Source organism: Flavobacterium sp. (genome assembly GCF_036405015.1).
Classification (GTDB): Bacteria; Bacteroidota; Bacteroidia; order Flavobacteriales; family Flavobacteriaceae; genus Flavobacterium.
In genome coordinates this window covers 1-13882 of sequence record NZ_DASWYK010000116.1, presented here as the reverse complement: position 1 = coordinate 13882, position 13882 = coordinate 1, and the positions used below count along the sequence as shown (strand labels likewise).

The window sequence follows — 13882 nt, the reverse complement described above, 5'->3', positions numbered from 1 at the left end:
AGCCGATTCTGTCATGGCGGCCAGCATAAGTCCTTTTCCTCTAACTTCTGTTATCAAAGGATGTACCAAAAGCGATCTGAAGAGTTTTTCCTTTTCTAATGTTTCGGCCATTAAGTTTGTTTCAGTTAATTCCTGCAAAGTAGCTAAGCAAGCTGACGCAATGACAGGATGACCTCCAAAAGTAGTGATATGACCTAATTTAGGGTTTTCGGTTAAAAGATCCATTCTTTCGGTAGAGGCTGTAAAAGCACCAACTGGCATTCCGCCGCCCATTCCTTTTCCCATTACTACAATGTCAGGAACAACATCATAATTTTGAAAACCGAATAATTTACCTGTTCTTCCAAAACCTGGCTGAATTTCATCCACAATCATTAATGCTCCAACTTCGTCACAACGTTTGCGGACTTTTTCAAGAAAATTATTTTCCGGCTGAATAAAACCTGCGCCTCCCTGAATGGTTTCTAAAAGAATCGCTGCAGTTCGGGTAGTTATTTTCTGTAAATCTTCTTCGTTATTAAAAGTGATAAAATCGACATCTGGAAGCAAAGGTCTAAAAGCTTGTTTGCGTTCTTCAAATCCCATAACACTCATAGAACCCATTGTGTTTCCGTGATAAGCATTATGGCAAGAGATTAACTGACTTCTACCTGTAGTTCTTTTGGCTAATTTTAAAGCGCCTTCAATAGCTTCTGTACCAGAATTTACCAAATAAGTTTTATTTAAAGATTCTGGAAGAAGTGAAGCCATTAATTTACAATATTGAACAGCAGGACTTTGTGAATATTCTCCGTAAACCATCACATGAGAATATTTGTCCAATTGATCTTTTATGGCCTGATTTACTCTTGGATGTTGATGTCCTAAAGTACAAGCTGAAACTCCGGCAACAAAATCCAAATATTTTTTATCGTTTGTATCGTATATGTAAGAGCCAATAGCGTGAGAAACTTCCATTCCAAGTGGGTAAGGAGAAGTCTGTGCCTGGTATTTTATAAAATCTGGATTCATTTTTTTAAAGGTGCTTAGTTGCAAAGGTACTGAGGTTCTAAGGTTTTTTTAGTTTACGCTTAGGTTAATTTTTTAAAGATTTAAAGTTGAAAGGAACTAAGGTTTTATCTTTCTCAAAACTTCGAAACTCAGGTTTTGATTTTAGGCTTAAGTTAAATTTTGTAAACTGACTTAAAGCTTTTTTTTAATTTTTTTCAAATGATTCGATATCAAGTACATCGCTTAATCTGTTTAAGCTTTTTTTAGATAAATTTCTGAAAGCTAGTTCAATAAATACAAATCGAATCAATAATACTTGCAAGATAGCTACTAAAACAAAAATTGGTGAAAATTTTATCTTTTCAGTACATAATTGTACAATTATACCAATAGCTGGAAAACAAAGAAAAAAGCTCAATAAAATTTTAAAAGCTTTATTGATTTCAATATCCACAACTCCGTTTTTATTTATAATCTCACCGTTTAGAACACAAAATGCTCCTTTTCCTATTTCAGATGAAATGATTTTGAAAGTATTGTTGGTAATCTTACCAACAAATGATTTGTTTGTTTTTTTTGATACTAAAGATTCAGATATTTCGGTTCTTCTTTTCAGACGATCAAGAGATTCTGATGGTTCTCCAATAATTGTAAAATTATAATTACTAGTTGGAAATAATTTCATTTTCTATTCTTAAAAATAAAGCAGTTTTTAATTCAAAATTACTTTTTGTTTTTGACAGCGGGACTTGGTTTTTTCTTGTCGTAATCTAAAGTTTCCTTTCGGACTTTCATTGGGACATTTTTTCCTTTTTCCTCTTCTTCTTTACCTTTTTTAATCAGTTTTTCATTCATTTCATTTTCTTCGGCGGTAAAAATATCGTCTTTCGATTTTATTCTTTCGCTACCTCGCCAAACCATTCCTCTAAGTTTTCGGGCATTTTCTGGGAGTTCATCCTCGGGATAAATATCTCCGTCTACTTTGTTGAAAAACGTAATGGTTTCGACAGCATTATTTTCTAATATCATATTAATTTTACTGCTGACATTTTTATTAATCCCGATTAATTCATTGGCGTCATTCCGCATAAAATAGACGACTTCCGTATTTTTGATGACATCGACATCATGTAATTTTCCATCCCGGAATTTCCCGAATAAATTGAGTCCCTTGACCTGATTATAGCCGGTTCCGAGGGTATCTTTGGAAATCAGAAAAGTGTTATTTAAAACTTTTAGCGAATCGATTTTTCTGGTAGTATTATCACCAATTAAGTGCATTATATCTCCCGTAATCTGGCTTTCTCCATTCCATAAAATCGGATTTCCAATTAATTTTGTCAAAGCACTTTTTGAATCAGAATGTATCGAGTCGCATTTTCCGCTCATATCAATTTTGTAGAAACGAACATTTTTATACGCTCTTAAAATTCTTTCACCTTCTTTTCCGGTTACCATTAATTTTTGTCCATGAATGTAAACCGAGTCATTTTCAACCAGATTAATAGCAACGGCTCTTTTGGTCACAAACATCGAATCTTTCAGTTTATAAAGTTCCGCATAATGCCCTTTTACAATTCCTTTATTGATAGAATCTGTAATTTTTACATTTCGTGTTGCCGATGCAAATTCAGTATTTCGGTTATAAAATAAACTATCACCTTCTATGAGTCGATCGTCGTATTTAATGTACGATTTTCTGAGGAAATGTGCCAGGTTTTTCTTCGTATCATAAAATCCTTTTTCGGTATAGATGTAATTTTCCTTGCTTGTAATGGTTGATGGTCCCAAAAGATACGTGTGGCCAGAATTACTGTAATAATCCAAATGATTCGATTTGATTACATATTTAGGATTTGTAATAGTAACTTCTGTTAGAAACTGAAATTTCTTTTGTTCAACATAATATCTTCCCGATTTGCTGACCAAAGTATTGTCTTTGTTTACAATTGTTCCTTTTGTATTATAAAAAACTTCTTGTACGTTTCGGTCAAAATTAATGGTATCTGTTTGTAGAGTAGCATCTGGAGAAGTTAAAACGGCATTTCCTGTCGCAAAAGCTTTTCTTGCATTACCACTATATTCTGCATATTTACTATTCAAAAACAAAGTGTCTCCCTGTACTAATTGTACATTTCCAAAAGCTTTTAAATAGTTCTCTTTTTGAAAATAATAAGCTTTATTGCAGGTTAATACAACACCATCATGATTTACTTTTACGTTTCCTGTAAGTAAAAGCGCATCAGGAACGTTAACCTGATCAACATCAGAATAATCAGCATTCTCGATGACGATGGTTTTAGGAGCTTGTGCAGGTTTTTTTTTTGCTTGCGCGAAAGTGAATTGAACGCTTAAAAAAGACAGACAAATAAATATGAAAAAGAGTGATTTCTTCAACTGATTAAATTTTTGTCAAATTTATAAAAAAGCTTACAACCTGTCACCGATATTAGGATTAATTTATAAATAGTCATTAACACTCCGTTTGAAAAAATGAGTCTGATTTATTTTTTCAACAAAACAATGAACTCTCACGTTGTAGTTGCGTGGTTTTGGTTCTAAAAGCTTCTTGGAGCAAAAGATCATGCACTGAATTTTTAAAAAATGAGGTACATTTAGAAAATTGTTTTTAAAACCTGTATCAGGTATTTAAAATTTTAAAGACTATATTAGAGTAACCCAAAATATGATAAGTAAAAGATTAATTACAGCTGGAATTACGTTAACTGTACTGTTTTCAGCATGTAAAACACAGGAATTGAAAATGAGTACAGCAAAAGAAGAAACCGCAACAGAAAAAAAAGTTGTAGTCTATCAAGTTTTTACACGCCTATTCGGAAATAAAAATAAAACCAATAAACCTTGGGGAACAATTGAAGAGAATGGAGTTGGAAAGTTTAATGATTTTACAGATAAAGCCCTTCGTGAAATTAAAGATTTAGGAGTAACTTATATTTGGTATACAGGCGTTCCTCATCATGCTTTGGTGCGAGATTATACAGCTTACGGAATCTCAAATGACGATCCTGAAGTGGTAAAAGGGCGAGCTGGATCTCCTTACGCAGTTAAAGATTATTATAATGTAAATCCTGATTTGGCTGTTGATCCCGCTAAACGATTAGAAGAATTTGAAGCATTAATTAAACGTACTCATAATGCAGGTTTAAAATTACTTATTGATATTGTTCCGAATCACATTGCTCGCAAATACGAGGGGAAATCAAATCCTGAGGGTGTAAGAGATTTTGGAGCAGATGATGATGTAACGGTTGAATACAAACGTGATAATAATTTCTATTATATTCCTAGAGAACATTTTGAAATTCCAGATGGAGACATTCCGTTAAATGGAGAAAAAAATCCGCTTATTGATGGACGATTTGACGAAAATCCAGCGAAATGGACAGGAAATGGTTCTAGAAAAGTAAAACCAGATCAAAACGATTGGTACGAAACGGTAAAAGTTAATTATGGAGTGCGTCCAGATGGAACCAAAGATTTTCCAGAGCTTCCGGCTGGATTTGATCAGAAGTCATATCAAGAGCATTTTGCTTTTTGGCAGGATAAAGTGGTTCCCGATTCGTGGAAAAAGTTTAGAGACATTGCTTTATATTGGACAGCAAAAGGAGTTGACGGATTTCGTTATGATATGGCTGAAATGGTTCCATATGAATTTTGGAGTTATATGAATTCTTCCATTAAAATGAAAAATCCAAATGCTTTTTTATTGGCAGAAGTTTATAATCCGAATGAATATCGTAATTACATTCGTTTAGGAAAAATGGATTATTTGTATGATAAAGTCGAAACGTATGATAAATTAAAAGATATTATTCGTGGAAAATCATCACCAGATGAATTGACAAGTATTCAAAATAGAATGGCAGATATTGAACATCATATGCTTCATTTTCTGGATAATCATGATGAACAACGTTTGGCAAGTTCAGAATTTGCTGGAACTCCAGAAAGAGGAAAACCATTAATGGTGGTTTCGGCAACTCTTAGTACTTCACCAACCATGATTTATTTCGGACAAGAAGTAGGTGAGGCGGGACTTGAAGATGCTGGTTTTGGAAAACCTACAAGAACTTCAATTTTTGATTATATTGGAGTTCCAAATCATCAGCGTTGGATGAATGATGGAAAGTTTGATGGAGGGCAACTTTCGGCTTCTGAAAAAGAACTCCGTGATTTTTACAAACGATTATTAAATTTTACTATTAACAGCAGTGCATTGATGGGAAGTTTTGAAGAAATTCAATCTGCTAACCGCCAAAACAATTCAAATTATGATGCTTTATTGTATTCGTATGTTCGCTGGTCAGAAAAACAAAAACTGATTGTAATAGCTAATTTTTCTTCTGAAAAAGCAAGTGAGTTTGATTTAAAAATTCCTTCTTCAATTATTTCTAAATGGAACCTGAAAGACGGAGAATACGAATTAAATGAGCAATTGTATAAAGCTAAAAAGTGTATTCTAAAAGTAGAAAATGGAGAGGGAGTGGTTAAAGTTGCGATTCAGCCTTCAGAATCTTTGATTTTAGAATTGAAATAAAGATTCATTTTAAACACATAGAAACATAGCTTTCAAAGTTTAGAAAAGGGCTTCACTAAGTTTGAATGCACATAGTAGGTCTATGTGTGGAAATTAGTTTCTTTTGTGTTCTTTTTTACTGTAAAAATCTATGTTTCTATGTGTTTAAATGTTTTTTAATAACGAAAGAATCTCATTAATTGAAAATTGAGCTCCACAAACAAATTCGTCTGAAGCGCCGTAATAAACAGTAAGTGTATCGCCATCGGGTTCTACGATATGCCCATTTGTAAAAACGACATTTCCGAAAAAACCGCTCAATTCATAATCGGTTTTAGGAAACATAATAGGAGTTTCGGTTCTTGAAATTATTTTAGAAGGATTTTCAAGATCCATTAAAAAAGCGCCTAAGCAATATTGATGGAACTCATTTGCTCCGTGATAAATCTCGAGCCAGCCTTTATCTGTTTTTATTGGAGCAGCGCCAGCACCGACTCTTTTACTATCCCAATTTCCTTTTCTGGTTTTAATAATGCATTTGTGGTTTCCCCAATGAATTCCATCTGGCGACGAAGCAATCCAAATGTAATTCCCACCAATATCTACACTGCTCGGACGATGTAATGCGTAAAATAAACCGTTTATTTTTTCTTCAAAAATGGCGCAGTCTTTATTATGTGGTGGAAAAATCATTCCGTGTTTTTCAAAGTTTATCCAATCGGTTGTGGTGCGTAAACCTACCCCAACGCCATTGCCAGAAACCGACGTAAAAGTCAAGTAATATTTTCCTTCAATGAGGGAAACGCGGCAATCTTCAATTCCAAAAGTTTCTAAAATTCCTTCACCAACCAAATAGGGATAATCTTCTGGTTCATAAAAGTGTTTTCCATTATCACTGCAAAGTAAACGAATGTGCGAAAGTGTGGTTAAATAATCAATTCCTTGGTAGTTAATTACACGTGCATCTGTAGCAACAAGTTCAGGATGATCTTTTAAAATTTCTATAATTTCGATTAAACCATTTTCTGTCAGTATTGGAAAAGAGATAATATCTTCAGCTTGTTTTGGTCTTTCGGCAACTCTTACTGTTAGCCAAGTTTTATTTTGAAACTGAAACACACCAGGATTTAGAAGACAAGTAATTTCTAATCCTTCTCTGCTTGGAGGTAAATCTGATGGAGAAATTAATGGGTTTTCTGCAAAACGATTGGCAATATCTTTCATGTTCTTTGGATATAATAACATAAAAGGTATAAAAAAAAGCTGATACTTAATCCGTACCAGCTTCTTTTCTATACTTTTTTGACCTTTTTGAGAGCTTCAATATAATATTCGTTTACTTTTTCCCAATTGATGTGTTCGTAAAAAGCGTCAATATAACTTCCTTTTCTGTTTTGATAATCCAAGTAATAAGCATGTTCCCAAAGATCAATTCCTAAAATTGGTGTTCCTGGAACTAAAGCATTTTTCATCAACGGATTATCTTGATCCTGAGTTGTTGTAATTTGAAGTTTACCATATCGGTCAACTACTAACCAAACCCATCCTGAGCCAAATTGTTTTTCAGATTGTGCTTTGAACTGATTTGTTAAGTTGTTAAAAGAACCAAATTCTTTATTAATAGAGCCTGAAAGAGTATCTTTTGGAGTTTGTTCTTTTGGACTTAAAATATTGAAATAAAGCGTATGATTGTAATATCCACCAGCATTTTGACGAAGTTTGGCGTTATTCAAATCCATCTTTTTTAAAATATCCTCAATTGGCATATTTTCAAATTCTGTCGATACGATTTCTTTATTGAAATTGTTGGTGTAAGACAGATAATGTTTAGAATAATGCGTTTCCATAGTCAATGACCTTATTGCGGGAGAAAGACCATCATAGGCAAAAGACAGTTTGGTCATTTCAAAAGATCCGGGATCAGCTTTAACATCATTAGGCGAACCTATAGTGATTTTCTCTTCTTTTGTTGGAAGAGGAACCTCAACTACTTCAGTCAGCTTATCTTCTTTACAGGAAAATAATAGTAAAAATGAAGCTAAAGCAGTAAAAAGAACAACGTTTTTCTTCATAATATATTTATTTTGATGTTAATGAATTAATGATCTCGATATAGTTTTCTTTCGCTTCGTCTACAGACATGTGACTGATTTGCATCCAAGCATTTGTTTTAAAAGCATCTCTTAAATCAAAATTCTCAGATTGATTATAGACAGCTATCCCGAAAGTAGCCTGTTTATAAAACGCATAAAGTCTTAACTGCACATCTTGCGGTAGTGAAGCCTGAGTCATTGTCATTGCAATCTCTACAGCTTCTGCAAAGCGAATATCTAAATCTTTTTCTGCCATTTATGCTTTTGTAGCAATAATTGTTTTTCCGCCAATCGCTTTTTGATTCAATTCAACGTTGATTGGTGTACCTAAAGGTAAAAATAAATCTACTCTTGATCCAAATTTAATGAAACCAGCGTCAGTTCCTTGAACAACCTGCATTCCTTCTTTGGCATAATTTACAATTCTGCGTGCCAAAGCTCCTGCGATTTGTCTGTATAAAATAGCTCCGAAAGTTTCGTTTTCGATAACTACTGTAGTTCGTTCGTTTTCTTCGCTCGCTTTTGGATGCCAAGCTACAAGAAATTTACCAGGATGATATTTGCTGAATTTAATGATACCGTCCATTGCGTAACGTGTTACGTGCACATTGATTGGCGACATAAAAATAGACACCTGTAAACGTTTATCTTTAAAATATTCTCCTTCATAAACTTCTTCAATAACCACAACTTTTCCGTCAACAGGAGCCAAGATATGATCGCTGTTTCTAACGGCAATTCTTTTAGGATTTCTAAAGAATTGTAAAATAATGATTAGAATTACTAATGCTGCAATTTGAACAGCAGTTCTTAGCCAATTGATGTCAATGAATTTCTCAGCTAATAAAACCACAACAACAGTGAAAACTACACCTAATAAAATGGACGGGCCTCCTTCTTTATGAAACATAATATAAAATTTGATAAAATAAAAATATAATGGGTGCTACAAATATAACACTATCTAATCGATCTAGAATACCTCCGTGTCCCGGCATGATAGAACCGCTGTCTTTTACACCAGCAATTCTTTTAAATTTGGATTCAATCAAATCTCCGATAGTGCCAAAAATACTAACAATTAAGGCGATACTCGTCCAGATTATGATAGACATACTGCTGAACTCAGGATTTGGTTTAATGTATAATTTGGAGATTAAAAAACCTGCAAATGCTGCAAAAACGGCACCACCAATAAAACCTTCTATGGTTTTTTTAGGAGAAACTCGTTCAAACAATTTGTGTTTTCCCATCGATTTTCCAACTAAATAAGCAAAAGTATCATTGGTCCATATTAAAACAAATAATCCTAGAATAATCTTCGGATTATAATCATGTGTTCCAAAAGAGATTTTTACTATAAAAAGAAAAGGGAGGGTGATATACCCCAATAAATATAAATATTTTGAAGAAGTACTTATTTTTTGAACAGAATCATAAAATAAGAATATGATACATTTTATAGAAACAACAAGTGTAATTGCAAGTAGAATCAAATCCATCTGTTTGATGTTTGTTTCTAAGCTTATATTCGAATTAAAGGATTCGTTTAGGAATTTGCTCGTTTGTTTGTTGTAATGGCTAATCAGGATTATTACAGTATACAAAACTGTTCCAAAAAGTATAGAAAAGACTTTGTTTAGATTTACAATATTAGAAAATTCGTAAATCGTGATGATTAAGAAAACACCAAAAAGGATAATAAAGCTTTCGGTCGAAAACAATATTGAGGTTAATAACAGAGCGATATAAACAGCACCAGAAATGGTTCTCTTCAGCGTTTCATTCATCTTAAAGATCTTCTAAAAGCAATAAATAAAGGTTTTTAGCAACACTTCCGTATTGGGTGAAATCTTCTTCTTTTGCTTTTTCGAAATATTTTATTGTGGTGATATTGGTAGGATAGTCTCTTTCGTATTTGCGTTTTATAGCGCTAAGTCCGTCACTTTTCATTGGAAGAATTTGGCTTGTGGTTGCTATAATAACAATATTGGCTGGTAATTCGTTTGGTTTATTTTGTCGAATTTGTTTCGATGAAAATAAAATAGAACCTTCATCGGCAATAAGGTTCTCACAGCTTGCTAATAAGAATCTTGGATTTGAAGGAGCAATATAGAATAATTTGTTTTCTTCTAATAAGCCAAAAAGAGATGGTTCGTAGCATAAAGCTTCTTTTTCGAACCAATCATTTTCTTCTAATATGTTTTCAAACTGTTCAGTAACTTCACTTTTGTTTTCGCAATACAAAAATTTACCTCCATTTTTTTTAAAATTGAAAATAAATTGTTCATCCAAAGATAAATGACTGTTCTGAGCAGACGTGCCTGCATATTCGCTTTCGTTCTCTTCGTCAGAAGGGGCTTCACTCGAGCCAAATATTTTTTTGAAAAAATTCATTTTTTATATGAAATACTTTACATGTTAATTGAAAACGTTCAAAGATAAAAAAATCTTAATTCAAAAGGGTGTTTTGAATTAAGATTTTGAAAATTTATTACGTTTTTCGTAATTATTTATGAAACTACTTCTTCCAAGTTTTTGTCAAAAGTACGTTTTCCGAAAATGTTTTCTAAGTCATCTTTAAAGATTACTTCTTTTTCGATCAGAATATCAGCAAGTTGGTTCAACTTGTCTTTGTTTTCTTCTAATATCTGGATTGCTCTTTGGTATTGTCCTTCAATTAATTCTGAAATTTCTGCATCAATGATTTTTGCTGTTTCATCAGAATATGGTTTAGAGAAATTGTATTCGCTTTGTCCAGTTGAATCGTAATAAGTAACGTTTCCAATTTTATCATTCAATCCGTAGATGGTTACCATTGCACGAGCCTGACGTGTTACTTTTTCTAAATCGCTCAAAGCACCTGTAGAAATTCTGTCAAATGTTACTTTTTCAGCAGCTCTACCTCCCATAGTAGCACACATTTCGTCTAACATTTGATCTGTTCTCACGATTTGTCTTTCTTCTGGTAGATACCATGCAGCTCCTAAACTTTGTCCACGTGGTACGATAGTTACTTTTATAAGTGGAGCAGCGTGCTCTAACATCCAGCTTACAGTTGCGTGACCAGCTTCGTGAATTGCGATTGCTCTTTTTTCTTCTGGAGTAATGATTTTGTTTTTCTTTTCTAAACCACCGATAATTCTGTCGACAGCATCAAGAAAATCTTGTCTGTCAACTGCTGGTTTGTTGTTACGAGCAGCAATTAATGCAGCTTCGTTACAAACGTTCGCAATATCAGCACCAGAGAATCCTGGAGTTTGTTTTGCTAAGAAATCTAAATCAAGACCTTCAACTTTTTTGATAGGAGCCAAGTGTACTTTGAAGATTTCAGCTCTTTCGCGAATATCTGGTAAATCAACAAAAATTTGTCTGTCAAAACGTCCGGCACGCATTAAAGCTTTGTCTAAAACGTCAGCTCTGTTGGTTGCAGCCAAAACAATTACGTTAGAGTTTGTGCCAAAACCATCCATTTCAGTTAGTAATTGGTTTAAAGTGTTTTCTCTCTCGTCATTTCCGCCAGACATGTTGCTTTTTCCTCTTGCTCTACCAACAGCATCAATCTCGTCGATGAAAATGATAGCAGGAGATTTTTCTTTAGCTTGTTTGAATAAGTCACGTACACGAGAGGCACCAACTCCTACAAACATTTCTACGAAATCAGAACCTGATAAAGAGAAGAATGGTACTTGTGCTTCACCAGCAACAGCTTTTGCTAATAAAGTTTTACCAGTTCCCGGAGGTCCTACAAGTAAAGCTCCTTTAGGGATTTTACCTCCTAAGTTTGTGTATTTTTCAGGGTTTTTAAGGAATTCAACAATTTCTTGAATTTCTTCTTTAGCGCCTTTTAAACCAGCAACATCTTTAAACGTAGTTTTGATATCTGTTTTTTCGTCAAAAAGTTTAGCTTTAGATTTTCCGATATTGAAAATCTGTCCACCTCCGCCAGCACCTCCGCCAGACATTTTACGCATAATGAAAATCCATACACCTACAATGATGATGATAGGAAGTAAGCTGATTAAAATATCGCTCCAGTTATTTTTCTGTTGGAAATTATAATCTTTTAATTTGCCTTCTGTAACCGCTTTTTCTAATTTAGTCTGAAAGATTTGATCGTTACCAATTTCCAAAGTGTAATGTGGACCTTTGTTTGGTTGTTTGAAAATATCTTGAGCTACATTTTTATTTGCGGGATCTTTAAGAGCGGCAGCATTTAAATATACCTCAGCTTCTGCTTTATTGTAAACAATTACTTTTTCAATCTGTCCTTTTTCTAGTAAGGTGTTGAATTTAGAAGAAGTTAATTGAGCAGGTTCGCTTAAGCTTGATCCTCCTGTGGCAAAACTTATGAATAAAAAAACTAAAAGTATTGCGGTATATATTAACCAAGGACTTATTTTAAATTTATTCGGATTTGGATTATTATCTTTAGCCATTTAATGAAAGTTTCTTTAGTATTTGTTCTCGATTGTAGTTATTTTGGCATCGCCCCAAAGGCTTTCGATGTTGTAATATTCGCGAATGTGCTTCTGGAAAACATGTACCACAATGTGCACATAATCCATTAAAACCCATTCTGCGTTATCGGTTCCTTCTACGTGCCAGGGTTTATCTTTTAAATCTTTTGATACTGTTTTTTGAATTGAGTTTACGATGGCGTTAACTTGGGTGTTTGAGCTACCGTTGCAAATAACAAAATAGTCGCATACAGCTGTATCTATTTCTCTTAAGTCAAGAATATCGATATCATTTCCTTTTACTTCCTCAATCCCTTTGATTATGTTCGCCAGTAGAACATCATTATTAATCGTCTTTTTCGCCATGAATTATTTTATATGTGAATTTGTAAAGTTACCAAATTTTGTGATTATTTTTGATCCTTAACAAAATATTAAATTAAGTTATTCAATTATTTTAATGAAACTAATCAAACTCGATGCCATAGATTCAACAAATGATTTCCTGAAAGCCTTGTCAAGTCAGGATGAACTGGAGAATTTTACTACAGTAACAGCAGAAAATCAGACAAAAGGCAAAGGGCAAATGGGAGGAAAGTGGAACTCTGAAGTTGGTAAAAATCTAATTATGAGTGTGTTGGTGAAAGATTTTCTCTTTGGTCTTGAAGAAGTTTTTAATTTGAGCCTTGTCGTTTCTCTATCAGTTGCAGAGGTTTTAAAATCGTTAAATATTCCTGAAATCTGTATTAAGTGGCCAAACGACATTCTGTCATACAATAAGAAATTGGTTGGCATATTAATCGAAAATACTATAAAAAGCGATGGCAGAATCGTGTCAGTTGCCGGAATCGGAATGAATGTAAATCAAACTGATTTTTACGAATTGCCAAATGCTTCCTCACTGGCAGTAATTTCAGGTAAATCTTTCGATAAAGAAAAGATCGCCGTTATAGTAGTTGAAAAAATCAAAGAAAACATTCAATTGTGGCAGACTTCTTCTCAGGATTTGTGGAATAATTATTACAATTCCTTATTTAAAAAAGGAGTTCCAATAGCATTTAGAGACAAGAATGACCAAGACTTCATGGGAATTATTCAGGGTGTTTCTCCAATCGGAAAACTGCAGGTTTTATTGGAAGATGATGCTGTGGCAGAATTTGAGATTAAAGAGGTTAAGATGCTTTATTGAAGAAAGGGTCAAAGGCTCAAAGAAACAGAGGTACTAAGTTTTTTAGTTACAAATAAAATCCTTCAGTTAGTTTGTCATTTCGAGGAACGAGAAATCACACTAGTAGCTAGATAAAGAATGTTTTCAATCTATGCGGAATTCCGCGTGTGATTTCTCGTTCCTCGAAATGACAAAAATGCGGTAAAAACTTTGCGCCTCCGCAACTTTGCGAGAGCATAAAAACAAAAAAAGTCCAATCTAACGATTGGACTTTTTAATTTATAATTCACAACTTACAATTCACAATTATAACTTGTGCATATTGTTTGCTAAAGTTTCAATAAACTTACTGATTGGGCCTTTAACCATCATCGCCATCATAGCGTTGAATTCGCCTTCAAAGAACAATTGAACAGCGCTTTCTGAATCAGAAATAGTGTCAATGTTTGAAGTTAGTGTAAACGGAAGTTTATCACTTGCAGCACCCAAAACTATTTTGTTTGGAGCTGTTTTTTCTTTCATTTTCAATTTGATTTCAGGCATTCCTTTCAATCCAAAAATAAAAGCGTCTTCGCCAGTCACTTCAAATTTAGCAATGTTATCTGGCATTAATTTTTCGAAGTTCTTAACGTCA

Annotated in this window: 14 protein-coding genes; 2 read left to right on the top strand and 12 right to left on the bottom strand. The window is 33.6% G+C overall.

Features of this window, described 5'->3' with window-relative positions; translation table 11 throughout:
* From VGE71_RS08825 to VGE71_RS08815, 3 genes are all read right to left on the bottom strand, one after another.
* Nucleotides 1-1011: aspartate aminotransferase family protein (locus VGE71_RS08825; RefSeq protein WP_331137989.1), on the bottom strand; the 1011-nt coding region annotated here is incomplete at its 3' end.
* 184 nt (nt 1012-1195) lie between these two features.
* A complete protein-coding gene (locus VGE71_RS08820) occupies nt 1196-1675 on the bottom strand; it encodes a hypothetical protein (protein ID WP_331137988.1) in 480 nt (159 codons plus the stop codon).
* A gap of 38 nt (nt 1676-1713) precedes the next feature.
* Nucleotides 1714-3387 carry an OstA-like protein gene (locus VGE71_RS08815; RefSeq protein ID WP_331137987.1) on the bottom strand — a complete coding sequence of 558 codons (1674 nt, stop codon included), beginning with the start codon at nt 3385-3387 and terminating at the stop codon, nt 1714-1716.
* Between the two features lie 289 nt (nt 3388-3676).
* Between VGE71_RS08815 and VGE71_RS08810 the strand changes: the two genes are divergently transcribed.
* Nucleotides 3677-5548, top strand: a complete 1872-nt coding sequence (locus tag VGE71_RS08810; RefSeq protein WP_331137986.1) for an alpha-amylase family glycosyl hydrolase — start codon at nt 3677-3679, stop codon at nt 5546-5548.
* A 144-nt stretch (nt 5549-5692) separates the two neighbouring features.
* Here VGE71_RS08810 and VGE71_RS08805 read toward each other — a convergent pair whose 3' ends face one another.
* The 8 genes from VGE71_RS08805 to rsfS all read right to left on the bottom strand — a co-directional run bounded on the left by VGE71_RS08805 (nt 5693) and on the right by rsfS (nt 12446).
* Nucleotides 5693-6751 carry a glycoside hydrolase family 130 protein gene (locus tag VGE71_RS08805; RefSeq protein WP_331137985.1) on the bottom strand — a complete coding sequence of 353 codons (1059 nt, stop codon included), beginning with the start codon at nt 6749-6751 and terminating at the stop codon, nt 5693-5695.
* 68 nt (nt 6752-6819) lie between these two features.
* Complete coding sequence (locus VGE71_RS08800; RefSeq protein ID WP_331137984.1) at nt 6820-7599, bottom strand: superoxide dismutase; 780 nt, start codon at nt 7597-7599, stop codon at nt 6820-6822.
* Between the two features lie 7 nt (nt 7600-7606).
* Nucleotides 7607-7876: an acyl-CoA-binding protein gene (locus VGE71_RS08795; RefSeq protein ID WP_331137983.1), complete on the bottom strand. Its 270-nt coding sequence runs from the start codon at nt 7874-7876 to the stop codon at nt 7607-7609.
* Nucleotides 7877-8530 carry a phosphatidylserine decarboxylase family protein gene (locus tag VGE71_RS08790; RefSeq protein WP_144214350.1) on the bottom strand — a complete coding sequence of 218 codons (654 nt, stop codon included), beginning with the start codon at nt 8528-8530 and terminating at the stop codon, nt 7877-7879. It lies immediately after the preceding gene.
* A complete protein-coding gene (locus VGE71_RS08785) occupies nt 8520-9410 on the bottom strand; it encodes a phosphatidate cytidylyltransferase (protein ID WP_331137982.1) in 891 nt (296 codons plus the stop codon). The genes VGE71_RS08790 and VGE71_RS08785 overlap by 11 nt, the downstream gene beginning before the upstream one ends.
* A 1-nt stretch (nt 9411) precedes the next feature.
* On the bottom strand, nt 9412-10017 hold the full coding sequence (locus VGE71_RS08780) for a lactate utilization protein B/C (RefSeq protein WP_144214346.1): 606 nt from the start codon (nt 10015-10017) through the stop codon (nt 9412-9414).
* 116 nt (nt 10018-10133) lie between these two features.
* Nucleotides 10134-12059 carry an ATP-dependent zinc metalloprotease FtsH gene (ftsH, locus tag VGE71_RS08775; protein WP_331137981.1) on the bottom strand — a complete coding sequence of 642 codons (1926 nt, stop codon included), beginning with the start codon at nt 12057-12059 and terminating at the stop codon, nt 10134-10136.
* A gap of 15 nt (nt 12060-12074) precedes the next feature.
* Nucleotides 12075-12446 (bottom strand): ribosome silencing factor, encoded by a 372-nt coding sequence (rsfS, locus tag VGE71_RS08770; RefSeq protein WP_007809313.1) that lies wholly within the window; start codon nt 12444-12446, stop codon nt 12075-12077.
* Between the two features lie 94 nt (nt 12447-12540).
* Here rsfS and VGE71_RS08765 point away from each other — a divergent pair, with 94 nt between their 5' ends.
* Nucleotides 12541-13269: a biotin--[acetyl-CoA-carboxylase] ligase gene (locus tag VGE71_RS08765; protein ID WP_331137980.1), complete on the top strand. Its 729-nt coding sequence runs from the start codon at nt 12541-12543 to the stop codon at nt 13267-13269.
* 285 nt (nt 13270-13554) lie between these two features.
* On the opposite strand, the gene VGE71_RS08760 is transcribed toward VGE71_RS08765, so the two are convergent.
* Nucleotides 13555-13882 (bottom strand): SRPBCC family protein (locus VGE71_RS08760; RefSeq protein ID WP_331137979.1); only part of this gene is annotated, 328 nt, incomplete at its 5' end.